We start from the raw sequence: 25,472 nt of genomic DNA on the forward strand, positions 1-25,472 counted from the left end.
CAGGAGCTTCGCGTTATCGTCCTCACAACTCCGCCATCAGCGTCATCAGCTTTACCAGCGAATCAGAAATCACGCGATTACTCCCCGGCACGTACTTGTGCGCGATAATCGTAAAACTAAGCAATGCACCGGATTTTGCATTCACATACCCCGCGAACGCCCGCGTCCCTTCGATAGACCCGCTCTTCACATGCATATTACCCGCCGCGCGCGAGCCCTTTCCAAGATTGCGCACCGTGCCGTTTTGTCCCAGAATGGCAATACTCTGATAAAAATCCTTAAAACTGACATCCTTATTCGACAGATTCAGGATATCGGTTAGACTACCTGCTGTAATGGAGCCCGACGGCGATAACCCGCTCCCGTCTTTGATATAAAAACCTCGCAAGTCGGCTCCCCTGCCCGACCAATAACCTGTAATAGCTGTCGCCGCATCATCAAACCCCGAGCTCCCGGAAAGCCGTTTGCCGGACTGCTTGAAAAATACGTCCGCAAAGAGGTTAATGCTCCAAAAATTGGCCTGCTGGCACAGCTCGCGCAAAGGCGGCGACTTGTATTCGTCTATAACCTTCTTTGGGTTAGGCGTAAGCAGCACTTCGTTGCCCGGTACCGGCTCTGCTTCTGCTACCACCACCCCATTGTCCGACAGTGCATTCTTCAATGCATATGCCGTGTACCATGCCGGATCGGGAATGGAGCCTTTTACCGTAAAAACCGCATTCCCGGCTGGTACTGTGCCCGTGAGCAGCACATTGTTCCCGAGCGGGCTGCTGTAAATGATCGTGTTATCGCCTGAACCGCGTTCACCGGTGGTAACCTGGTTCGTAAATGACAGATATGGAATCACAGGCTCCGTACCGAGTACCGTCGTAGGGTCGCCGGGCTCGACGCCCGGCTTGAACTTCACGCGGTAAAGGTTTTCATTAAAATTAAGCCCTTGCACACCTGCTCCGTAATAATTGCCCATATCGCCCCAGATCCAGGTGCTGGCGACAGCTTCTTTATCGAAAAACGAGGCATCGCCGATGACTTTCCCTTTAATGTATTTGATACCTGCTTTTTTTACTGCCGCGACCCACCGGCTGATCATTTCCGCCGCCGCAGGATAACCTTTAAACCGGTCACTTCCCAGGGAAGGATCTCCGGTTCCATGAATGAAGAGATTACCCGCGAGCGTATCACCGCGAAGAGCACCGTCGTATTCGAGGAAAGTCTGGAATTTAAAATCACCTCCAAAAAGCGCCAGAACCGTAGCCGTGGAAACGAGTTTTAAAGTCGAAGCCGACGGCAACGAGCGCTCCGTATTCAATGCAAATACGTTTGTACCCTCTTTTACGGCCTTTATACTCGCTGCCAGCGAGCCGCTCCGCATAAACTCGCTGTTTTGCAGTTCGAGCACGGCATCGCTGAAACGGACGAGTCCGGTACTGTCGATGACCTGCGCCGATACCGCGCGGCCAGTCAGGAGTATGCAAAGCAAAAAAAGGGTGGTTCTCATCATATTAAATATTCGCCGGACACAAAAATGGTGCCGCTTTGTCTAATCTAGTAACTAATGTCCGTATCTCAGGCTGTTTTTTGGTACTTTTGTAAGATATTAGACAAACGATTAATAGTTTACAAAGAAAAGATACAATAGTGATATTGATTTTTCCGCCAGATGAAAAATGCAATATAGCTTTCACCCCATACTATTTATATGAAATTGACATTTTGGGGGGCTTCGCAGCAGGTCACAGGTAGCATGTTCCTCTTGGAATCGGACGACTACCGCATCCTGATCGACTGCGGCTCCGATTTTGATCTGGATGAGATCGGTAAGAAAACAAGATACGAACAGCAGAAAAGCGTTTTCCCGTTTGAACCCAGTCTGATCAACACCGTACTGCTCACACACGCGCACATCGACCACTCAGGGAACATTCCGAACCTGTACAAAGAGGGTTTCGAAGGACGGGTGGTTTGCACCGAGCCTACCATGGCCCTGACGTCGCTATTGCTAAAAGACGCGGCCAACCTGCACCAGAAACGGCTCAATTCGCGGGTTAACTCCAAAAAACGAAGCGGCAAGAAAAAGCGGGAAGTGCCTATGGATTACTATGTTGAAAAACATGTGATCGAGGCGATGGACAACTTTGTGCCCGTTGCATTCGGGCAGCGCTACCGCATTGCCGACAATGTGACGGTGACCTACTACGCCGCGGGGCATTTGCTCGGTGCAGCACACATTGTTCTGGAAGTCTATGAAAATGGCGAGAAAAAGCGGCTTTGCTTTTCGGGCGACATCGGCCGGAAGAACTATCCGCTGCTGATCGATCCGCAGGAGGTCCCGCAGGTGGATTACCTGATCTGCGAATCGACTTACGGAAACCGCTTGCACGAGGACAAGCGCGGCACGGTGGAAACGCTCGCGGATGTAATCAAAAGGACCTGTATCGACATTCCAGGCAGGCTCATTATCCCGTCATTCAGCGTTGGCAGAACGCAGGCGTTGCTATACACGCTCAACAAGCTCTACCTCGACCGCTCCTTCCCCTACATTAAAGTATTTTCCGACAGCCCATTGGCACATAGCAGCACGAAGGTTTATCAAAAACATGTCCGAATGCTGAACAAGGAGGCCCGCGACTTTAAGGAAGAGAATGACATGCTCTTCGATTTTGAGAACCTGATCTACCTTGAAAGCGCCGATGCGAGCCGGGCGGTTTCGAACTATAACGAACCTTGCATTATCATTTCGTCGTCAGGAATGGTGCAGGGCGGACGCGTGGAGGCGCACGTGGAAGCCAATATCGGCAATCCTTATGCGACGATCCTGATGATCGGCTATGCGTCGGAGGGGACCCTCGGATGGCGTCTTTTGAATGGGCAGGACACGATCTCTATTCGCGGAAAGCAGCACCCGGTCTTGGCTAATATTGAAAAAATTGACGTATTTAGCGGCCACGGAGACCAAAACGACTTAATTAATTTTGTAAAAATGCAGGATCCGGAAAAACTGAAACGCGTTTTCCTCGTCCACGGAGAGCAGCAAAGCATGGCTGAATTCCAAAGTAAAATCCAGGAAATCGGCTATCATTCGGTGGAAACGCCATTGAGGGGCACTACTTACGAACTCTGACCGCACCTGATCCCGCCCACTAATCACAGAACCTGAATTATGAGAACATACCTCGATTTTGAAAAACCTATGGCCGAGCTCGAACGCAAGCTCGAAGAAATGAAAGCATTGGCAAAAGAAAACAATGTGGATTTTTCGGACGCCATTGCGTTGCTGGAAGGCAACATCACCAACCTTCGAAAAGAAATATTTGAAAACCTCACACGCTGGCAGCGTGTGCAACTCTCCCGCCACCCCGATCGTCCCTACACGCTTGACTATATCGAACTGATCTGCGACGAGTTCATCGAATTGCACGGAGACCGCCAGGTGCGTGACGATCCGGCTATTATCGGTGGATTGGCGAATGTCGGCGGACAGTCGTTCATGCTCATTGGACAGCAAAAAGGCCGCAATACCAAGCAGCGCCAGCACCGGAACTTCGGTATGCCGAACCCGGAAGGTTACCGCAAGGCATTGCGCCTGATGAAACTGGCGGAGAAGTTTAACAAGCCTATCGTGACGCTGATCGACACCCCGGGTGCATTTCCCGGTATGGAAGCCGAAGAGCGCGGACAAGGTGAGGCGATCGCACGCAACCTGAAAGAAATGTTCATGCTGAAAGTGCCCGTGATCTGTATCGTGATCGGCGAAGGTGCTTCCGGCGGTGCATTGGGTATTGCTATCGGCGACCGTGTGCTAATGCTTGAAAACACCTGGTACTCGGTAATTTCGCCTGAAAACTGCTCGGCGATCCTTTGGAGAAGCTGGGATTTCAAAGAGCAGGCGGCCGAAGCCATGAAGATCACAGCGAAGGACATGACTAACTACAAGCTGGTGGACGGCATTATCGCCGAGCCGCTGGGTGGTGCGCACCTCGACCACAAATGGATGGCCGAAGAGCTGAAAAGAACAATTCTTGAAAATATTGCTGAACTCGGCGCCATCAGCGAGCAGGACCGTATCGACCAGCGTATCGATAAGTTCTGTTCCATGGGCGTGGTAGTAGAAGCCTAAGCATATCCATGAAAAACGATAAGATCAGGAACATCATATTCGACCTTGGCGACGTCATTCTCAACATCGACGTCCCCATTGCTTCCAAATCATTTGCGGAACTGAGCGGGCGGGAACAACACGAGATCCTGACGATTTTCAAAGAGAGCGAAATTTTCCGCCAGTTTGAAACCGGTCTGATGGACGAACCCACGTTCCGGAACTATGTGCGCGAAATCCTGAATTTTCCTGACTTGTCGGACGAGGCCATCGACACCGCGTGGAACAGCCTTCTGCTCGACCTTCCGCCCGAGCGCGTGGAACTGCTCAAAAAGCTGGCTACGAAATACCGGCTGTTCCTGCTCAGCAACACCAGTTCGATCCACATCACGCAGGTCAACAAAATCCTGGAAGCATCGACGGGCATCGAAAAGCTGGAAGATCTATTCGAAACCGTTTTTCTTTCCTACGAAATGGGCCTGATGAAGCCCGATCCCCGTATTTACCAGGAAGTGCTCAACAAAGCCGGCCTGAAAGCGGAAGAAACGCTTTTCCTCGACGACAATGCGGACAATATCCGCGGCGCAGCGCAGCTCGGCATCGAAACCATCCATGTCCAAAAGCCGGTCACTATTCTGGAATACCTCAAAGACTATGCAGTCTAACACACGAACCCACATCATCCAGGCAGCCCTTTTTATCATCACCATCATCACCACGACGATGGCCGGTGCCGAATGGATGTTCGGGAATATATTCGGATTCGTTTACGACATGCTGTTTTTCCTGATCGGCAAGCCGGACGGAAAGGAAGTGCCTGTTCCCACCAAACCGATGGGTTGGGCAGAATTCATGCAAGGCTTCCATTTTTCGATACCATTCCTACTGATTCTCACCATCCATGAGTTCGGGCATTACTTTGTTGCGAAGGCGCATAAAGTTAAGGTGACGCTGCCGTTCTACATTCCGCTGTGGTTTGGTATATCGCAAAGCATTGGTACACTCGGCGCGTTCATCCGCATTAAGGAAGTGGTTAGATCGCGGGTTAAATTCTTCGATATCGGCATTGCCGGGCCGCTGGCAGGCTTCGCGGCTGCACTGGTAGTGCTTTGGTATGGGTTCACGCATTTGCCTCCGCCGGATTACATTTTCAAGATCCACCCCGAATACGAACGTTTCGGACTCAATTATCCTCAGTTTGCTTACGAAAACCCGGCTGGTAACCTCATGCTCGGAGACAATATCCTGTTTTGGTTTTTCAAAAACTACGTGGCCGATCCCGCGCGCTTGCCACATGCGTATGAGATCATCCATTACCCGTATCTTTTTGCGGGGTACCTGGCCTTGTTTTTTACTTCGCTGAACCTCATCCCCATCGGCCAGCTCGATGGCGGCCATATTCTCTATGGCATGATCGGTAAAAAGCGTTTCAATGTTGTGGCACCGGTTCTGTTTGGCATTTTCGCGTTCTATGCCGGCCTGGGCGTATTCCGCACCGAGTCTTTCGCGACCGGCAGCGACGCCGTGTTTTATGAACGGCTCTTCTATCTCGCCATTTACGTGTATTTCCTTTACATCTGTTTCAAACGCGCATTCGATAACCCGTCGACAGCGCTGATGACCAGCTTACTGATCGTCGTGGGCCAGTTCGCCGTCACCTACGTCCGCCCGGACTGGGATGGTTCCGTGAATTTGCTGCCGTTTGTATTCATTCTGGGCCGTTTTCTCGGCATTCGCCACCCCGACACGGAAGATAACACGCCACTCGACACTCCACGATTTATTCTTGGGATCGTTGCGTTTGTGATTTTCGTGATCTCGTTCAGTCCTACGCCATTTATTATTATTGAATAAAGGAGATTGATCGCTGTCAGCCTTTTTAAATGAAGAAGGCTGACTATGGTTATGGACATTTCCCGCAGACGATTTCTGGCAACACTGGGCGCTGCTCCGCTCGCAGCAGGCATTAAACCTGCCGATGCGCATTTCACCTATACTGTTCTTGGTAAAATCGGAATTTCCCGGCTTGGTACTGCATTGATCCACGAACACGTCCTGGTCGATTTTATTGGTGCAGACAAGATTTCCCCCGATCGTTGGATGCATGATGAAGTAATCCGTAAAGTCCTGCCTTATTTGCTTGAAATCAAACAACGGGGCATTCGAACGCTCGTGGAATGCACACCTGCATTCATTGGCAGGGACGTGATTTTGCTGAAAAAACTCTCCGAACAATCGGGCATGAATATCCTGACTAATACCGGATATTATGGCGCTTCGGATAATAAGTATTTACCCAAATGGGCGTTCCACGAAACCGCAGAGCAACTGGCAAGCCGCTGGACTACCGAGTTCGAGCAAGGCGTCGAAGGCACCGGCATCCGACCCGGATTCATCAAAACCGGTGTCAATAGCGGTGCATTGTCAGAACTCCATCAAAAACTGATCAAAGCAGCAGCGCTCACGCATTTGAAAACAGGGTTGACAATATGCTCTCACACCGGTCCGGCATTGCCCGCGCGGGAAGAAATTGAAATACTGAAACAATCGGGTGTGCATCCCTCGGCATTTGTGTGGGTACACGCGAACGGTAGCGCGCAGGAGCTGGAAAGTGTAGGTCAAAGTGGCTGCTGGATCAGCCTGGACGGAGTGAATGCCCACAATATCGGCAAGCATGTGGAATTGCTTACTTTTTTGAAGAACAAAGGCCGGCTTAGTCAGGTGCTGATTTCGCACGATGCGGGATGGTACCGGCCCGGAGAGCCTGGCGGAGGCGAATTTCGGGGCTTTACGACAATTTCCGACAAGCTGGTTCCTGCATTGAAAGCAAATAGCTTTACCGAAGCGGATATCCGCACATTAATGGTTACCAACCCTGCAAAGGCATTTGCAATACGCATTCGGAAAAGTTAGCTCACCTATTTCTCAATACGAAACTCGGTCCAGCCATCGGACCCTGTTTCCAATGCAAAATCGAAGCCGTGATTTCCCAGTATTTCGCGGGTTAATGTGAGACCGATTCCCTGTCCGTCGCGCTTGGTGCTGAAAAACGGATTGAACAATTGACTACTTACATCCGGGTCGATCGGCTTTCCGTTATTACGAATGACCAGGCGGTCGCTAGTCGCGCTGATCCGCACCTCCTGTCCACTTTCACAAGCCTCTACCGCATTCTTGATCACATTGATCAGCACCTGCTCCATTTGTCCCTTGTCGACATTCCAGAACACATTCTCGTGCGATTCGCTTATCACCTTCACATTTCGCACAGATGCCCCATTCTGCATAAATATGGTCACATCACGTGCGAGCAGGCCCATATCCGTACGCTCCCGCACGGGTGCGGGAAGGCGCACCACGTCCGCGAAGTTGCGCATGAAGCGCGTGAGCTGCTGATTGCGCTCCGACGCAACATGCAATGCGTCCTTGATATCGCCGTAGTCGGTATCCGGCAACAAATGTGTCGTCGTCTGCAATATCGAATCCGTGGCGCCCAGGGTGTTATTCACCTCATGAGCCATCATCCTGATCACCTTGCCATATGCATTCTTTTCCGATTCGAGGATTTCATTGGTTAATTCCTCAATCATCAGAAAGGACCGACGAAAACCGCGGTCCATGAAGTGCGACCGCTGTGCCTTGAACGTAGCAATGCCATTGGTCTTGACCATTTTGGATTCACCATCCGGCAGGCCGGCAAGTTCGGCGAGCAATGGCAGGCCGGCTTCCTCCGGCTTTTTCCCGATTAATGCACCATTCTCCTGCCCAAATTGGCTTTTCGCCTTGCTATTGAGTGATTCTATGCGATCATCGTAATCGAGGATAATGATGGAAATGGGTGAAGCTTCAATGAGTTTTTCCAGAAAAAAATGCTGCTCGTTCAGCTTGATCCGCTCCTCACGCAGTTGGTCGATCATCAAATTATAAACTTCTATCAGCACATCGACCTCCCCTTTGCCGGTCGGGACAAACTTGATCGAAAAATCCTTGTCCTTGATGGCTTCAATTCCGGACTTCACAAATTGGATAGGTTGCATAAAGTTGTTGTAGAGAATGATAGACATTCCAGCCGACAGCAGTAAAAACACTTCCGAGGCGATAAAAAGGGCCTTATTCTCAAAAAGCAGTTTATAAACCAGCAGGACCAGTACCAGGTGTACTGTCGCGATGTAGGCAATGTATTTCGTCTTCGTGGACAACCTCATACTTCCTCCGAATCAAAGGATATGCCGAACTTCTCCAACCGCCTGTACAATGCAAAGCGGGTAATCCCCAGCGAGCGGGCTACCTTGCTGACCTTGTTCTGATGATGCTGCATCGCCCGGACGATCATCTGGTACTCCATTTCTTCCAATGTGATGCTGCCTACTTCCGGCACGTGCTTTTGCACCGATGCGGCGTTGCCCGCATTTAAGTTGCGCTGAAAATCGTCGATTTCCAGCACATTATTGCCAGCCAGGAGTACAGTCCGTTCCACCAGGTTTTTGAGCTGCCGGATATTGCCTTGCAGCGGTAATGTTTTGAGCCATTTCAAAGCCGCATTGCTGATTTTCAGTTCCGGCCGGTTGTAAATGGCTTTCAGGTTATCGGCAAAAAATGCGGAGAGAAGCGGAATATCGCCGGGTCGCTCACGCAACGCGGGAAGTTTTACAGTGATCAGGTTAATGCGGTAATAAAGGTCTTCGCGGAATGTGCCCTGCGCCACCATTTCTTCCAGGTTCCGGTTGGTAGCACAAATAACCCGCACATCCACTGTCCGGCTCTTGCTGCTGCCCAGCGGCTCGAACGTCCGCTCCTGCAACACACGGAGCAACTTTACCTGGCTCGACAGCTCCAACTCCCCGATCTCGTCCAGAAAGATTGTGCCCCGATGCGCCATTTCGAAGCGTCCCATACGATCGGCTTTGGCGTCGGTGAATGCGCCGCGCACATGTCCGAACAGCTCGCTTTCAAATAAGGTCGACGAAATGCCGCCCAGGTTTACCTTCACGAATGGCCGCATTTTGCGTCGGCTGTTCAAATGAATAGCCTCGGCGACCAGTTCCTTACCCGTGCCACTTTCGCCCGTAATGAGCACGGGCGCATCCGTAGGTGCAACCCGGCCGATGGTTTCAAGGATATCAAGCAGCTTCGGATCTTCACCCACAATGTTTTCGAAATGGTATTGCTGGTCCAGTTTCCGCCTGCTGCGCCGGTTTAGCCAGGTTCAGAATCGTTCGGATAGACTGGATGAGGTAATCGTTCTGCCACGGCTTCGTCACAAAATCAGCGGCACCTTCCTTCATTCCCCGCACCGCGAGATCGATCGTCCCCCAGCCGGTAATCAGGATTACCGGTATAGCTGCATTATGCTTTTTGATCCGTTGCAGCAAATGCATTCCCTCTTGGCCCGACGTTTCGATCGAAAAATTAAGGTCGAGCAAGATCAGCTCCGGAGTCACCGCTTTCAGTATTTCAAACGTTTCCTCCGGCGACCCAGCCCCGCGCACGTCGAAACCCTCCTTTTTCAAAAGAAGCAAGAGAGAGGTGCGGATGGCAAGGTCGTCGTCTACGATTAGGAGCATTGGGAATTTTGAATGACTGAATGACTGAATGATTGAATGAGCGAATGACTGAATGAGTGAATAAATCCGGTGTGGTTGGGTGTGGTGTTTAAATTAATCTTGACAATTTCATGACAACATCTGACCTTTTGACGATCTATTCGGTCATTCAGTCATTCAGTCATTCAGTCATTCAGTCATTACCCTATTCCTCATGCAAAGCAACGGCCGGATGTATCGTAGCGGCTTGCTTGCTGGGGAACCAGGCACATAGTGTTACAATGATATAAATTACCACGACGGCAGCCAAAATCGCGATGATGTAAATTTCCTTATCGAGGTCAAAAACATTCATGAGCGGGAACTGTACCGCAAAAATAAGGCCGATAATGAGGCTGAATGTCGCCAGCACCCATATTTCACCGAGAAACTGGCCGGTAACTCCGGACTCTGTGGCGCCCATGGCCCGACGCAGACCGATTTCGCCTTTACGTTTGGCAATATTGAGGTTTAAAACACCGAAAAGGCCCAATGCGACATTCGTAAGCAAGAATCCGCTCACAATCAGGAATACCAGCACGGGAACGAGGGTCAGATTCTGGCGGGTTTTGCGCGAATCTTTGAGGTAACCCACTTCCACGCCCCAGCCGGGCAGCATCATCGCAATGTCCTTCACCAAACGCGCCTCAAAGTGGGCATCTGTGCCGGGTTTGGTTTTGATTAATATGTTCGCATTCCAGCGATCGTTTTTTTCCAGCATCTGAAACAGGCCGGGACTGTCCGACATAAACTCCCCTTTCGCCTTGAACTTGTCGACAACGCCGACCACTTTGTAGGAAGTCTTGTCGTCACGTTTGACGACCTTGTTCAGGCCCGACTCGTTTTGGAACAATTTATCTTCCATAGCCTGGTTAATCACAATCGGAATGAACTTGCCGACCAGGTCGCTTTCGGCATACCATCTGCCTTTCTTAAGAGGTAAATCAAGTACTTTGGCCAACTCGGTGTCGGTGTAATAAAAGTCCCCACCTACACTCACCTTATTATAAGTTACCGAATTGCCGATTTGATTGGCCGAAAAGGGCGTGTTACTGCTCATGCGACTTGCAGCAACCACTTCGGAATAGGAGCGCACGCGCTGTATGGCGCGTTGCAACTTCGGGGCCAGCTCGGTGGTATCCTGGTTGGACGACAATTCAAGGTTCCATACTTGTTCGTACTGAAAACCGATCGGTTGCAGGTAGTTGCGCAGGTTAAAAACAATAAGCGTGAGTACGCCGAAAAGCACCATAAAAGCGGCCCACACCTCGATAATGAGCAGGGAATGCGTGCCTTTTTTATTCCATATCAGTTTGAAAAGATGTCGTAGCATGGTAGTCAATTTTGAATGATTGAATGACTGAATGTTGAGTGGACGCATTGGAGCCACTGTGATTCAAAGCCCTGATTAAGTCAAGCTTTTAGCGCTTCCGCTATTTTCAGTCTCGACATTCTGAATGCAGGCAAAACACCCGACAGCAGTCCGAAAACGAGGCATACCAACACGCTGATCAGAAACACCTGCAGGTTGATGGTCAAATCGGCATAGGCGATCCATCCGCTGGAATTGATGAAATGGATGATCACCAATGTCAATATCAATGCAAACCCACCGCCGATGAAAGTGATAAATACGTTTTCAATAATAAACTGCCACAAAAGCGCTTTCGAAGGTGCCCCGAAAGCCTTTCTGACACCGATCTCAGAAGCCCGTTCAAGGATGCGGCTAACGTTGACATTCACCAGGTTCACGGCCGGCAGCCCCATGATCATCAGCAGCACCAGCCCCACGATCGCGTAAAGGGTAATACGGTCCTTTTCACCCCGTGTGAACATACTGAGGAAATGGTCGAAATAAGTTTCCGCTTTGACGATCAGCACATTGAAACGGTTATTATCCGAATATTCCGAGCGGGGAATACGGGCAATATAGCTATCGAATTCCGCCTGAACGGCAGGAAGGTCATCCGGACTTTTAGCCAAAACAATGGCCACGAAACGCCCGCGCATTCCTTTTTCCTCGTAGTTACTTTTAGGGGCAGTGTAAGGAAAATACACGTCCGAATAGGTGTAGACGCGCGTCGGCGGGCTACCCTTCACAACTCCGATCACCCGGTAGTTGATGTTTTCGATATCGATTGTTTTCCCAACCACAGATTCGGCGTCACTACCGAAATACTGCTTTCGCAGGGCATCGGTAATTACTGCCACATGGTCGGCGTTGCGAATGTTGGTATCGTCGTAAGGCTTGCCTTCCAGAAATTCGAAATCAGTCACCGACCAGAAATCGACATCGGTATATTTGGTGTTCAGTTTGATCCGCTTGCCATTCACATAGGCATTGGAAAAGCCGAAATTATTCATGATCGACACCCGCTCGGCAGTCTTCAATGACTTGGCATACTTCTTCAAAAAATCAAAAGAAGCAGGTCCCGACGACATTGTCGTATTCGCCGAATCGGTTTGAAGAATGGTAGCAATATACAGGGAGCGGCCGCGCTTGGCCTCCGGATAATGTGCTCCGAAAAGATGGTCGAGGAAAGAAGTCACCACCATCAGCACGGTCAGCGTAAGCGTAATACCGAACAGCGTGATGAAAGTATAGAAAGGATGCCGCAGCAATACCTTCCAGGCGATTTTTATATAGTTTGAGAGCATCGGTAGTGAATTTTGAATGACCGAATGATTGAATGACTGAATTTTGAATGAGTGACCGGGTCAATCATTCAACATTAACTAACCTGTGTCCCGTCAAACAGCCGTATCAACCGGTCGGTCTTCTTTGCCATGGCTTCGTCGTGGGTGACCATGACGATGGTGGCGCCGTCGGTATTCAGCTTTTGCAGAATGCCGAGGATTTCATTTCCCATCGCGCTGTCGAGGTTACCGGTCGGCTCATCGGCGAGGATGATTTCGGGATTACCGACGATCGCCCGGGCGATGGCGACGCGCTGCTTCTGCCCGCCCGAAAGTTGCTTGGGAAAATGCTTCATGCGGTTACTCAGTCCCACTTTCTCCAACGCCGCCTGCGCGAGCTCGCGACGCTGCCGGGCCGACGTATTCCTGTAAAGCAGCGGAATTTCGACGTTATCTATCACTGATAAATCATTGATCAGGTGAAAGCTCTGAAAAATGAAGCCCAGCTTGCGGTTACGCAATTCGGCCAGGTGTTTGTCGGTATAGCGTTCCACGGGCGAGCCATCGATCTCGATTTGTCCTTTTGAAGGCGCATCGAGCAGCCCGATAATGTTGAGCAAAGTACTCTTCCCGCACCCCGAGGGCCCCATTATCGAAACGAACTCGCCTTTCTTGACATCAATGTTGATGTTGTTCAAAGCCAGCGTTTCGATCGAGCTGGTACGGTACACTTTTTCTACGTTTTGGAGTTTGATCATGGCACGGTACTGGTATGTTAGACGTTTTGAATGGTTTAAAAGGTCAGGCCTAGTCAAGTGTCAGGTGTGGCCCGGAGGTAGTCAGGTATGGTCAGAAGTAGTCATAAAATTGTCAAGAAACAGAATTAAACCAGACAACACTTGACTAAACCTGACAATACTTGACTAAACTTGACAACACTTGACTAAACCTGACTTAATTATTCAATAGGCAATCTTACGGTTCTGCTCAAAATCATAAAGTGTCAGCAGCCGCAAACTGTAATAGGCCTGCCAGTAATCCCGCAGTGCGAGAATGTAATCGCGGCGGGCGATGTCCTTTTCCTGCGTGGCTATGCCGAGGTCGGTTACGCTGAGATCGCTGAGGATAAAACGCTCTTTGGCGATCTGGTATCGGTCGGCTGCGATGCCATCGGCTACCTGCGTGAGTTTCACCTGCTTTTGCAACATTTGTAAAAGGGTTACCTGGGTAAATATTTCTTGCTCAAAGGTAAGCTTATCCTGCTCCACCGATTGCTGCGCAAATTCCTGAGCTGCTCGGGCCACCTCGGTCCTTGCTTTATTTCGTCCCCACGTCAGGATAGGCAGCGTGAGTTGCAGCTCCACAAATTCGCGGTCCTGCGGGCTCACGTACACATCGCGCGGGAGACTGCCCTGGTTCGACAATCCGAAGGTAGCGTTCAGCGTGGCATTCAGCCCGTTGTCTTTTCGTGCCTGCTGCACATCGCGCTCGGCTTCGAGCAGCCGGCGTCGGAATGCTACAGAGGCCGAGCGGTTTGCAAATGCCTCGTCGAGGGCAACCTGCGGATCGATCGCAAATTCGCTGGCTTCTGCCGGAATACCCAATTCCAGTTCGCGCTCGTCGCGTGAGCCCATGTACATTTTCAGTTTGAGCGACGCCACAGCCGCCGATTGCTGAGCCGAAGCGAGATCCTTCTGTGCCGTAAGCAGGCCCATTTGCAATTGCAGGAGGTCATTCTGAGAAATTTTACCCAGTTCCAGCTTGTGCTTCGCAATTTTAAAGAGCGTGTCATTATTGCTCCGGTTCTTCTCCGCGATCTGCAAATTCACCTGCGATACCAGCAAATCGAAATAATATCCGGTTGCATCCAGCGCCACCTGTTCCAGTGACTGAATATACTGCTGGTTGCCTTCCTGGTATTTCAACGGCGAAATCCTGCGGTCCCATTTGAGCGGATTGAAGCGGAACAGTGGCTGTTTTATGCCAATTTCGAACGGAATGCCATTGTAGCGCGTCACATTGCGTTGGAAATCGTCGAAACGCTGCATTTGCTGTTGTACATAAATGGTACCACCGGTCATGGCGATGCTCTGGCTGAGCGACAGGTTGAGCATGGAATTATTGTTTGAAACAGGCTGGAACGACACTGTACCGTCGGGCTGCACTACTTCGATGTACGATCGTGTAAACCCCGGTAATGTTCCCAGCAGGCTCAGTTGCGGCTTGTAGTCGGCCTGAAACGAACGAAACTGCCAGTAATTGGTCTTTTTTTGCGTTACAGCCTGCTTGGAAGCGATCGACTGCTCCTTCGACTGCTGTACCACTTCTTCGAGCGTCAGCTTGCGGATTTGCGCGGAAACGGCGCCGAAATGCAAAATGAGAATCCAGAGGAAAAGCTTTCTCATAATCATTGAATGGTTAGCTCTTCCAGGTGTTCGTAATCATTCATGTTGGTCAGGATTACCTTCTCCCCCGCTTTCAGGCCACTTTTGATTTCGACATAATCAAAATTGGAAAGGCCGGTTTCGATCTCTCGCCGGTGTGCCTTGCCGTTTTCGAGAATATAAACATATTGTTTCCGCTTACCCGTAAACGCCGGGCCATTCGCCACGCGCAGTGTTCGGGCACTCTTGCTCGTCACCACGTATACCTCCACTTTCATATTGGGCCTGAGCGATTCGTTCCGGGCATTGTCCAGCTGGATTGTGAATCCGATCACCCCGTCCTTCACAGCCGGCTTCACCTGTGTAATTATCCCGCGCAGCTGCACCTCATTGATTTTGATAATGGCCCCGAGCCCCGCTTTCACCTGATCCGCATATACATCCGAGCAGCTTCCTTCGACCCGAAAACTACCCAGATCCGCCACTTTCGCCAGCATTTCGCCTTCATTCACCGACGAACCGATGTTCTCGTTCACCCACGTAAGCACGCCCGGGCGATCGGCGATGATGTCGGCCATTTTGAGCTTGTGCTGTAATTCCTGTAAGTTTTTACCTTCGATCTGCGCGCCCAGCTCGGTTTCACGCAAGCTCGCCCCCATCGACTCTCGGTTATACCGGAGGTCGTTTTCCAGCTGCCGCTTTTCAAGTTCCGCGATTTTCAATGCATTCTCGGCACGGGTAATGTCCTCGACAGTCCCGCCACCCACTTTTTGTAGCCTTTTAGCGTCTTCAAAATCCGCTTTCAGTTTGTTGATATTGAGGGATTTGATCTTATCGTTAATTTCCGCATCATACAAATTCTTATTGAGCTTCATGCGTAGCTGATCGATACCGTTCTTTTTCAGTTCGAGCTGGTCTTTGTAGCGTTCAAATTCGATCTCGGTTAACGACTTGTCGAGTTCTACAATCGGCTGTCCGGGTTTCACACGCGTTCCGGGTGTAAGCAATATACGCTTGATGCTCGCGCGGATAGGGCTTGTAAAGATCTGCTCGTAGGCCGGAATAATTTCTCCCGACGCGGTAAGCGTGTTTTCAACGTCGCCGGTTTCGACAGTACCGGTTCTCACGCGGGCACTTTCGAGCGTGCTGGAAAGCGATTTCTTAAAAAAGTAAAACAAAACTGCCAGCCCTATCACGGCGGCACCGATGATCACCCATCGGCGGTTTCTGCTTTGCTTGACATATTCCGGTGCAATTTCCCGATCCATGTGGATTTGATTGGAGGTTTTCGGTAGAAAAATTCATGGCTAATACCCTTCTATTTATCCGAAATCCGTGCCAATTGATAAATAACTAAAAATCAATCAGTTGCACAACTTCATAAAAACAAAAAACCGTGCGATAACGCACGGTTGGTGTGATTTCAAACGCTTTTCTTTCGGTGTTAACTTTCCGGTCAGGTCTTTAATTTCTTCTTTTTCGCAGCCGGGAAAAGAATGTTGTTCAGAATCAAACGATAGCCAGCCGAGTTCGGGTGCAGATTCAGATCGGTAGGTTCTTCGCCCACCCGGTGTTGGTAATCCTCCGGATCGTGGCCACCGTAGAATGTAAAAAAGCCTTTGCCATGCGTGCTGTGAATGTAGCGTGCTTCCTTGGCATTTTTATTCTCCGCCAGGATGATTACCTCCGGTTTGATCAGCCGGTTCTTGAAGGCAGTGGTTTGCCCGAGAAAACCTTTGATGATGGTCTGGTGATTTTGTGTGAGCATGCTCGGCACGGGGTCCCACTTGGCCGAAAACTGGAACAGCGAGAAAAAGTCGTTCGCTTCGATCATTCCACGTTCGTCGGGCTGGTTATCGATGTCCGAAAACTCAATTTCATAAGGATAAGGTATCGTTTTGAAATCCTGGAATGCAAATGAATTACCGTAATTCAGCTTTGCATTCGCTGCGGGATCCGCTGGTGTGCCGTCATACATGGCATCCACGATATCTATGCCATCGGCAGCCAAAGCAATATCAAACGTGTCCGTCGCATTGCACATCGCGAACATATAGCCTCCGCCGGTCACAAACTCCGCAATCTTTTTGGCGACCGCCAGCTTCATTTGCGGTACATTGTTGAACTGGAACTTGGTAGCGGTCTCCTCTGCTTCCTTTTTCTGCTCACGGTACCAGGGATAATCCTTGTACTGGAAAAACTTCCCAAACTGCCCTGTGAAGTCTTCGTGGTGCAAATGCAACCAATCGTATTCAGGTAATTTGTTATTCAAAACTTCATCATCATACACTACATCGTACGGAATTTCAGCATAGGTGAGTACCAGCGTCACCGCATCGTCCCAGGGGAGCTTGGATTTGGGAGAATACACCGCAATACGGGGCGCTTTTTGTAGTTTCACCGCGTCCATATTCACATCCGGCGAACTGATCTGGTTTAATATCTGCCCCGCCTGGCCTTCGGAAATAACTTCAAAACTTACTCCCCGTACAGTCATTTCCGATGCAAACTGCTGATTGTAAGCCACCATAAAACTGCCGCCCCGGTAATTGAGGAGCCAGTCCATTTCCATTTCATAGTTCTTCAGTATCCAGAAAGATATGCCATAAGCCTTCAAATGGTTCTTTTGAGACTCGTCCATCGGGATCAGCAGGCGGTTTGCCATAGCATTCAGCGAGCCGATCAAAAAAATGACGAGCGGGATATACAGGCGTATCACTGGTTTGATTCTTTCGACTTTCATGCGCAGTTTTACATTCAGGTAAAGATTAAATATAATAAAGAATCCGGCACGTTCCGAAATCTGTCACAAAACTCGTACCGGTTCCCGGCGTCCGGCCGCATTTCACGCCCTGTGCGGATTCCATGCAGACACTATTACTAACGACCAAACCTTGTTTCTGGTGCACCACCTTTATATGCCATGATTATACGCGAAAATATTGAAGAAGGCCTGCGTTCGATCCAAAGTAATCTCCTCCGGACTGTGCTGACAGCCATGATTATCGCCATCGGCATTACCTCCCTTGTGGGAATACTCACGGCCATTGATGGTATTCAGGGGTCGGTTAACAGCAGCTTCGCCGATCTCGGCGCCAATACATTCACCGTCCGCAACCGCGTGGACGACGATTTCCGAAGCGGAGGCCGCCGCAGCAAACAATATCCGTCGGTCACTTACCGTCAGGCAAAGACCTTCGCTGATAAATTCAAAGCTACTTACCAGGCCACAGCATCGCTTTCCGCCGATATTGCCGGTGCCGTGCAGGTCAACTACCGGAGCAACAAAACCAACCCGAACAGTAATGTAGTGGGCTCCGACGAACAGTACCTGGGCATTAACGGCTACAAGATTGACCTGGGCCGTAACCTCGACAAGAATGATCTCGAGAAATCCCTGAATGTTGCAGTACTGGGCCAGGAAATTGCACGCAAACTTTTCGAGCGTAACGATCCGCTCAACAAGGAGATCACCTTCATGGGCAGCCGGTATAAAGTAATAGGTGTTTTGGCCAAGAAGGGCTCGCTGGGAGGCAACAACAACGCTGACCGGCTCATCCTCATCCCGCTTGAAAACGGCCGCGGCCTTGCTGCCAACCGCACGCTTACCTATAACATCACCGCCTCGGCTCCTAATGTGGCTGATGGAGATATGATCGTGGAGGAAGCCCGCGGCATGATGCGCCGGATTCGCAACGACGAACTGGGCAAAGAGGATTCGTTTACCATCGACCGTGCCGATGCCATGGTAAAGGATTTCGCGAACATCACCGGTTATCTGCGTATCGGCGGCTTCGTAATCGGCACTGTGACACTGCTGGGAGCTTCTATTGCATTGATGAACATTATGTTGGTATCCGTTACCGAACGGACCCGTGAAATAGGCATCCGGAAATCCCTCGGCGCTACTCCGCGCGTGATCCGCATGCAATTCCTCATCGAAGCCATTGTGGTTTGTATTCTCGGCGGTATCGGCGGACTAATCCTCGGCATCATCGTTGGAAACTCCATTACCGGCGTTATCAGCGAAAACGCCACCTTCGTAGTCCCGTGGCTCTGGATGGCCGTTGGCATTGCCATATGCGTAATGGTGGGCGTGCTCTCCGGCATCTATCCGGCCATCAAGGCGTCGCGCCTGGACCCTATCGAGGCATTGCGCTATGAATAAGCAGGTTAGCAACGAGTCTTGAATTTTGTCACAAAATTCTTGTAAAAATTTGCACCGATGGCTTGCTTAATCTCTTTTTATACCTACTTTTGCACTCCCAACCCAGAAGATCAATGCCCAGATGGCGGAATTGGTAGACGCGTTGGTCTCAAACACCAATGAGGTAACACTCGTGCCGGTTCGACTCCGGCTCTGGGTACGGAACGGGACTTTGGCGAGAAATCGTCCGAAGTTCCGTTTTTTGTTTTAGCTAAGCCATTGTTTATGGCGTGGGGTCAGTGATTATTCCACTATCGCATTTTCATACGGATCACCCTTTTCAGTCATACTAATCATAAAATTCGCCTCTCGAAGACATTTGATGTAGTCTCCATAGCGATAATGAGTTCCTCTATTCAGAGTGATGGATGATCTGCTTTTCCGGATACTGGCACTGATCAATTGCATCTTTTAATGCTCCGCTATGACAATGAGCCTTGAATCAGATTAGCCCAATTCTGGGTAAGCATACTGATAGTAATTCCAAATTGTCTGGCAATCTCGGCAACTGGCATCTCTTCCTGAAGATACAATTCTACGGCTTTTTGTTTTTCAGATAACAACTTGATCTTGTAGTACCCAAGTCCTTTTTGAGTTTTTTATCTGGGCCATAACCATCCCATTTTTGGATTAATATGTGTATAGCTATTTCGATCAAGGACAGTCGCCACATGCTCTCGTATCTTCGCCTATGCACCGTAAATGGCGTCGTGATTTTACAGCCAAAATATTTCTACAAATGCTTGGATAATTAGTTTCAACAACATTAATTTATATCGGTTACATAACCTCATGATATATATTTAAAAATGCTGGATTGCCCCGGCAAGGAGCATGCTCATTGTTGTATGCTATTTTCTTAATGCTCTTTGATCTTTGGATGAAGCGAAGTAATAGTATTTTCAACTGTGTTCAGCACTATTAAGATTCGTATTCACCCGATTATAGAGTATGAATCCAAAATTTACAAAGTGCTGCTGTTCAAATGCTATAACAACAATAGTGCGTATATCAATGTATGTTATGTTTTTTATTAAATAGCTGGCCATCAGACGCACCCACGCCTACTCTGTGAACTATTCTATTTATCACTTAATTTCAGCAGTAAATTATGAAACAAATTGCATTGTGTCTGTCCTCCATTTTGTGCTTGGGAGTGTCTGTGGTCTCCTGTACGGAACCCGATGTTGAATCCGGAACTAGAATAGATAAAGTTAAAGCAAAGTCCAATGCTCAGGCAAGGCTGGATGCGCCGACAGCCCTGGTCGGAGTGGATTGGGCACAGAAGAGTTCCGATAATTTTTATTATTGGAGCGGTAATGGTACTGCACGCTTTGGTACTTACAACGATACCGATCCTTCGTCAAGTTTTACTTATACCTATACAGATGCGCAAGGACTTGCCACAGCAACCCGCTATCCTGCCCAGATTATAGAAATGGCCATTGGTCTTGAGCCCGGAACAACTGTGAACAGGGTTTACACCTATTTTTATGATAATACATTCACCGAGGGTGTATCTAGTGACCTGGACTATTATTCCGCCGGCCATTATGGATATACTGTTGGAAATGGGCACACCGCAGCCGATATCGTTGGGATAGCGATTAATACATTAAACCATACCTATACCTGGTACAAAGACGGGACAGTTTCCCGTGGTACTAAAAATAATCTGTCTTCACTTGCCGCACCTTATGCCTACTCTTTACCTCCTGGTAAAAGCTATGCAAATATTATAGGTATGGGAATAAATAAGGGTGATTCCGATAAAGTATATACCTGGTATTCCGACGGAACGGTTTCAATCGGAACATCAGGTGATCTTGATTATTACGCAGCACCCGTGCCCTTTGACTGACGGGACCTATTTTACCATTGACTAATACACAAACTTTCAGGTATTTTTCTGAAGAAGAGCAAATATTCAAATTAAGTCTGCATAAAATTTATGCATCAAATCGAATTACAGTTAGTTTATTTTACCACTCAATCTTAATAGCCAGTTATGAATAAATCTGCATTTGTTTTATCCCTCTGTGTCTTATGCTCGGCAGTGCTTGTAGTCTCTTGTCAAGAATCCGACATCGAGTCTGGAACTCCAAAAGGTAATGCTAAGGCAAACTCCGATGCTAATTTACGATTGGATTTGCCGGGAGCGATGGTTGGTATGGATTGGGCACAGAAGAGCTCCGATAATTTTTACTACTGGACTGGCAATGGTACTGCACGTTTTGGTACTTACAACGACACAGATCCCTCGTCAAGCTATACATATACATATACAAATGGCGGGCTTGCGACTGTAAACAACTATCCGGTCGAGATTGCCGAAATTGCCATCGGGCTTGAACCGGGAACAACTGTCAACAGAGTTTATACTTATTTTTATAACAGCACTTTTGCTGAGGGAATATCTAATGATTTGGATTTTTATACTTATGGCGTACCATATGTTTGTGCCACGGGTAAAACTCCAAATGATATTGTTGGCATAGCCATTAACTCAATAAACCATACTTATGCCTGGTATAAAGACGGAACGGCTTCCCGTGGTACCAAAACTAACCTGGGGGCATTTGCTACGCCTTACCCCTACTCTCTGCCTCCCGGTAAAAGCACCATAGACATCATAGGTATGGCAATAGATAAGGCAAATTCCGACAAGGTCTATACTTGGTACTATGATGGAACAGTTTCAATTGGAACATCAAGTGATCTTGATTATTATGCGGCGCCCGTGCCCTTTGACTGACGGGATTTAGTTGCACTGTATTGTCAGATTCCAGTGGCTTGGGCGCTCTAATTGTGACAATCAGGTGAACATATTCATTGAGAGCGTTGGTATTCTGAACAGCTTCCGGTTCAGAATTCCAACGCTCTTTTGACATTGTCGTAGCCGCCATTCGGCTTTAATATCCGGGTGCAATTACAGTAACCTTTTTACATTAATCTGTACCCAAGGGATAACCATTGCCGTAAGCAGGACAGACGATGTAGCGACGGTAAAAGATATGGAACTGCTGCGTAAGTTTGAAGTGATCCAGGAGCTGACAGGCGAGACGCGTTCTGTCGTCAATACTTTCCTGGATATGGTCATTCGGGGTTTTAAACCAAGCAGGCTTACACCCAATAACAGATATCCCGCCGGGCAACAAAAAAGCCCTGACAAGCATTCGATTTAGCTTGTCAGGGCTTTGTATTTTTTTAACGGCCGGAGAACTGCGTAATTTCTCCAAAAAAGCCTCCTTTCTGCAAACGAACTGCGTTTACGAGCTGTTTGAGCACTGTATGGGACAGACTCAGCTCCCTGGATTTACTCTCAAATCGTAAAACTCATTGCATTCAACATTATATTTTACATTCCAGTAAAATGAGCAACCATCCAAAACCTGGATATATTCACTATCAATTTCACCTGCGAAGAATTTAACATTTTTGCACCAGACAAAATTTACGTACAATATTCTTTGCCCATCCGAGTTAGCAAAGCCAAAATACTGCCTTACATATCTCTTCAATTTTTTCTGAATATCCGGGCAACCGTCACTTGGGACAGAAACACTATGAAGGAGAGTACCAATGTTTTCACGTAGAGTTTCCTCGAAAACTCTGACGGTAGCCAAGTCAGGAGTAAACTTAGCCTCCTGATCTTCTATTCCAACAAATGCATTATTATGCTCTGAAAAGATATAACCTCGATATCCTTTGCCTTTGATGTTTCTGGCATGTTGCGAAAATCCAACTAGCGGGACATAAATGAATATAAAACTCAAGAAAAGAACTTCTCTCATCGATATAAATATGAAGCTTGTTGAAGAAAGAAAGGGATTAATCTTGGACCGGTTGGATTCCCGTTCGTTATGCCGTAGTTCTGCCGTAATGGCAAACCTACCTCACTCCTAAGTTGATTCTCTTGTGTCACCGCTGATATTTCTGATTTATACAACCCATCTATTGTGCTGGAGTATGAAGTATTGGTAGCTGGATTATTATAATCACTTGACGGATAGAGTCTTCCAAAATTAGCATCTCGGGCATGAAAAAGTTCATGAGCTAATCCAACGAATGATGGCCGTTCTCTGTTTCCATTCATGTCAACCCCTCCCAACCTTATACTAGGATTAAAGAAAATAGTCCCCCCACTTCCTGATTTTGAAACACCACTAAGGCCGCTTGACAACTCACTTATGTTGGCGGCGGCCAATCTTGGGGAACTTGCATTAAAACTATTTCCGCTCCCCTTGACAATATTGAAATTATTGTCCGATGACTGCAAGTCCGAAACTACCCCACTTCCTGTCGCAGAGGTAGTTCGCAACTCGTTCAATGCTGATACAGTTTTTCCGAGAAATCCAGAAACTTTTCCTGCGTATGAAGATCCATCTTTATTAAAAAGCTTTCCATTTTCATAACGCAAAGTTTGTTTACCCCCTAAGCCTAAAAAACCAGTTCTTTGAGTAATCCAAAGACTATCTCCATTGATATCTATAAAAAGCATTGGGTTATTTCCTCCATATTGGTAACCAGAGAGACCGTAATATTTCTCCCCGAATCGATCTTGCTTAAAAAACCTGCCAATAGTCGGGTCGTACATCCTTGCCCCATAGTCAAGCCAGTTAGTCTCCGGCTGTTTCTCCTTACCGTTGTAAAGATACTTATTCGTCCCTGCCGTCCTGGGTATCGCCAGCCCAAAAGGAAAATACTCCGTCTCCTGCAAAAGCGTACCGGCCTCGTTTATTACTTGCCGGACATTGCCCAGATGGTCTTTCAGATAATATTCAAAAGAATAGTCCGCCGCGCTGGCGCCGTTGTTGGTAATGCTGATTTGGCCTTCCTCAGTCCCAATCCGCGTGAGGTAATTGCTGCTGTTGTACTCAAAAAGTCCCGCGTATTTGGTGTTGTCCGTACCACGCTGCATCCGTAGCTTCGAGCCGCTGGCATCGTAGTGGTATTGCATGGTGATGCCATTGATGACGACCTCTCTGGGCAGGTTCAGGATATTGTAGCGGATTCCTCCGCTTGCGATACCGCGGTTTTGGTCCTGAATAAGGTTCCCGTTCCCGTCGTAATCATAATCGGTGCCTGTGGCCGAAGAGCCATTATTAAAGCCTTCCGCGGTGCCCGTATCGGTCACTTTGTTCAGGCGGTTGCCATTTACATATTCATAGGTAAGATTATCCCAGGTGGCAGCACCGTTTTTGCGTTGCAGCGCTTTGATATTTCCGTTCAGGTCGTAGGACGAGACTGTTTCGCTGTAATCGTTGCTCAACCCTTCTCCTTTCGTCAAACGGTTTGCCTCGTCATAAGTAAATTTGTAACCTACCCAGGCGCCGCTACGCTTCCAGAGCATGTCGCCGATATTGCCATTGTATTGCGGGATTGTTGCATTGGCATATTTAAGTTCGACACCAAAATTCTCCCCGGCGCTGGTCTTGCCTGTTACTTTGCTCATCCAGCCTCTTGGAATATAGCTGTAATCCAATTGTTCACGAAAAGTGCTGGCATCTGTCGAATTCAGAAACTTTTTCTTCAGCTGCCCGAGCGCATCGTAACGGTTGGCTGCCACCACGATGTTCTTCATTTCGGTAGTGCCACTTTTGACGATGTAGCGGGTACTCAGGAGCCGGTCGGCGTGGTCATAAGCGTATTGCTTCTCTACGGTGTATTCGCCTGTACTTACCTTTTGCTTGACAAGCTCCTTTTCCACGCGGCCGTCGAAACGGAGTTGTCTTACCACATGTTCATAATTCTGATTGTCCCCGCCAAGGTCATAAAGGGCCCGGATCGTTTGGATTACATTCAGGCGGTCGTCGTAATAGGTAGTGGTTAAATACCATCCGTTGGTCTGGTCACTACTATAAGTACCATCCGGATTCAGGATCCGCGTAGCCGTCACGGTTGCCATCCCCTTCACATTAGCCCGGTAAGTAGTGGGGTAACCGCCTGTGTAACTGTTCACAAACGCCTGCGCTGTGCCCAAAGACGCTGGCGGTGAATAATTGTCATAGTGCGTTTTTACCAGCGGCAGGTAGCTCGTACCAGATTTCTCGCCTGTTTCGATCACCCGGTTCAGCTCGTCATATTTAAAGTAGGTAATTTTGTTATTGCCATCCTTGCTTTCGATTAAACGGTCCCGGCTGTCGTAGGTCATTGTTGTCGTACCGCCACCTGGAACATATTTGCTGTCCATCAGCCCGCGCCCATTGTAGGTATATTTAAACGCGTATTTGCTCAGATTGGCCTCCCGCTGATATTCTGGTTGCAATACCAATCTCAGCTGGGAAAGATCGTCATAGACGTAATACGTTTTCTGCCAGACCGCAGCGGTAGCTCCCACAGCTTTGGCCACCTGTACCGCTTTGCACACAATCCTTCCGTTTTTGTCTTTGAATTCTACAGACAGGTTCCCGTTTTCATCGGTAGTGCTGGTTTTAGATAACTGGCCCGCTCCATAATAAACATTATCATTCACCAGGCTGTTATCTGCCGCAACGGTATACAACCGGACGTCGTTGGCAATGTTGGTACCATATTCCAGTACTACCGAGCGGTCTGAGCCGACG

At 48.7% G+C, this 25,472-nt stretch carries 19 protein-coding genes, 1 tRNA gene and 1 pseudogene; 10 read left to right on the forward strand and 11 right to left on the reverse strand.

The genetic code is table 11. The features are described from left to right. Positions 1-22 precede the first annotated feature (22 nt). Positions 23-1,501 (reverse strand): D-alanyl-D-alanine carboxypeptidase/D-alanyl-D-alanine endopeptidase, encoded by a 1,479-nt coding sequence (gene dacB / locus AC2YIT_RS16035; RefSeq protein ID WP_487279806.1) that lies wholly within the window; start codon positions 1,499-1,501, stop codon positions 23-25. 198 nt (positions 1,502-1,699) lie between these two features. Here dacB and AC2YIT_RS16040 point away from each other — a divergent pair, with 198 nt between their 5' ends. From AC2YIT_RS16040 to AC2YIT_RS16060, 5 genes are read left to right on the forward strand one after another with little or no spacing between them, the layout of a single operon-like run. Continuing rightward, entirely contained in the window at positions 1,700-3,121 is a 1,422-nt protein-coding gene (locus AC2YIT_RS16040) for an MBL fold metallo-hydrolase RNA specificity domain-containing protein (protein ID WP_430845390.1), read from the forward strand. 39 nt (positions 3,122-3,160) lie between these two features. Further along, on the forward strand, positions 3,161-4,117 hold the full coding sequence (locus tag AC2YIT_RS16045; protein WP_430845389.1) for an acetyl-CoA carboxylase carboxyltransferase subunit alpha: 957 nt from the start codon (positions 3,161-3,163) through the stop codon (positions 4,115-4,117). An 8-nt stretch (positions 4,118-4,125) separates the two neighbouring features. Then, entirely contained in the window at positions 4,126-4,761 is a 636-nt protein-coding gene (locus tag AC2YIT_RS16050; protein WP_487279807.1) for an HAD family hydrolase, read from the forward strand. After that, positions 4,751-5,950, forward strand: a complete 1,200-nt coding sequence (locus AC2YIT_RS16055) for a site-2 protease family protein (RefSeq protein ID WP_487279808.1) — start codon at positions 4,751-4,753, stop codon at positions 5,948-5,950. The genes AC2YIT_RS16050 and AC2YIT_RS16055 overlap by 11 nt, the downstream gene beginning before the upstream one ends. Before the next feature lie 45 nt (positions 5,951-5,995). Beyond that, the gene (locus AC2YIT_RS16060; RefSeq protein WP_487279809.1) at positions 5,996-7,009 is read left to right on the forward strand and encodes a phosphotriesterase family protein; all 1,014 of its coding nucleotides are present in this window, start codon (positions 5,996-5,998) and stop codon (positions 7,007-7,009) included. Between the two features lie 5 nt (positions 7,010-7,014). On the opposite strand, the gene AC2YIT_RS16065 is transcribed toward AC2YIT_RS16060, so the two are convergent. The 8 genes and pseudogenes from AC2YIT_RS16065 to AC2YIT_RS16100 form a co-directional block, all read right to left on the reverse strand. After that, positions 7,015-8,301 (reverse strand): sensor histidine kinase, encoded by a 1,287-nt coding sequence (locus AC2YIT_RS16065; protein WP_487279810.1) that lies wholly within the window; start codon positions 8,299-8,301, stop codon positions 7,015-7,017. After that, positions 8,298-9,660, reverse strand: a pseudogene (locus AC2YIT_RS16070) (sigma-54-dependent transcriptional regulator). The gene AC2YIT_RS16065 and the pseudogene AC2YIT_RS16070 overlap by 4 nt, the downstream one beginning before the upstream one ends. 184 nt (positions 9,661-9,844) lie before the next feature. Next, positions 9,845-11,011 (reverse strand): ABC transporter permease, encoded by a 1,167-nt coding sequence (locus AC2YIT_RS16075; protein WP_487279811.1) that lies wholly within the window; start codon positions 11,009-11,011, stop codon positions 9,845-9,847. A gap of 80 nt (positions 11,012-11,091) precedes the next feature. Next, a complete protein-coding gene (locus AC2YIT_RS16080) occupies positions 11,092-12,336 on the reverse strand; it encodes an ABC transporter permease (protein WP_487279812.1) in 1,245 nt (414 codons plus the stop codon). Between the two features lie 74 nt (positions 12,337-12,410). Further along, on the reverse strand, positions 12,411-13,073 hold the full coding sequence (locus AC2YIT_RS16085) for an ABC transporter ATP-binding protein (RefSeq protein WP_430845381.1): 663 nt from the start codon (positions 13,071-13,073) through the stop codon (positions 12,411-12,413). A gap of 204 nt (positions 13,074-13,277) precedes the next feature. Then, a complete protein-coding gene (locus AC2YIT_RS16090) occupies positions 13,278-14,726 on the reverse strand; it encodes a TolC family protein (RefSeq protein ID WP_430845380.1) in 1,449 nt (482 codons plus the stop codon). Then, on the reverse strand, positions 14,723-15,967 hold the full coding sequence (locus AC2YIT_RS16095; protein ID WP_430845379.1) for an efflux RND transporter periplasmic adaptor subunit: 1,245 nt from the start codon (positions 15,965-15,967) through the stop codon (positions 14,723-14,725). Before AC2YIT_RS16095 ends, AC2YIT_RS16090 begins: the two co-directional genes overlap by 4 nt. A gap of 188 nt (positions 15,968-16,155) precedes the next feature. Then, complete coding sequence (locus AC2YIT_RS16100; RefSeq protein WP_487279821.1) at positions 16,156-17,418, reverse strand: asparagine synthetase B; 1,263 nt, start codon at positions 17,416-17,418, stop codon at positions 16,156-16,158. Between the two features lie 204 nt (positions 17,419-17,622). Between AC2YIT_RS16100 and AC2YIT_RS16105 the strand changes: the two genes are divergently transcribed. The 5 genes from AC2YIT_RS16105 to AC2YIT_RS16125 all read left to right on the forward strand — a co-directional run bounded on the left by AC2YIT_RS16105 (position 17,623) and on the right by AC2YIT_RS16125 (position 22,091). Beyond that, a complete protein-coding gene (locus AC2YIT_RS16105; protein ID WP_430845378.1) occupies positions 17,623-18,867 on the forward strand; it encodes an ABC transporter permease in 1,245 nt (414 codons plus the stop codon). Positions 18,868-18,982: 115 nt separating this feature from the next. Then, positions 18,983-19,066, forward strand: a tRNA-Leu gene (locus tag AC2YIT_RS16110). 951 nt (positions 19,067-20,017) lie between these two features. Continuing rightward, positions 20,018-20,767 carry a hypothetical protein gene (locus tag AC2YIT_RS16115; RefSeq protein WP_487279813.1) on the forward strand — a complete coding sequence of 250 codons (750 nt, stop codon included), beginning with the start codon at positions 20,018-20,020 and terminating at the stop codon, positions 20,765-20,767. Between the two features lie 147 nt (positions 20,768-20,914). Continuing rightward, positions 20,915-21,661, forward strand: coding sequence for a hypothetical protein (locus tag AC2YIT_RS16120; protein ID WP_487279814.1), 747 nt, complete (start codon positions 20,915-20,917; stop codon positions 21,659-21,661). Between the two features lie 259 nt (positions 21,662-21,920). Beyond that, on the forward strand, positions 21,921-22,091 hold the full coding sequence (locus AC2YIT_RS16125) for a hypothetical protein (protein WP_487279815.1): 171 nt from the start codon (positions 21,921-21,923) through the stop codon (positions 22,089-22,091). Between the two features lie 117 nt (positions 22,092-22,208). Here the strand turns inward: AC2YIT_RS16125 and AC2YIT_RS16130 are convergent, their stop codons facing one another. Together AC2YIT_RS16130 and AC2YIT_RS16135 are read right to left on the reverse strand one after the other, a co-directional pair. Then, positions 22,209-22,700, reverse strand: a complete 492-nt coding sequence (locus tag AC2YIT_RS16130; RefSeq protein ID WP_487279816.1) for a hypothetical protein — start codon at positions 22,698-22,700, stop codon at positions 22,209-22,211. Next, positions 22,697-25,472, reverse strand: a 2,776-nt coding sequence (locus tag AC2YIT_RS16135; RefSeq protein WP_487279817.1) for an RHS repeat-associated core domain-containing protein, incomplete at its 5' end; no start/stop codon positions are given. The genes AC2YIT_RS16130 and AC2YIT_RS16135, both read right to left, overlap by 4 nt.

This window comes from Dyadobacter sp. SRI_021 (genome assembly GCF_057586235.1).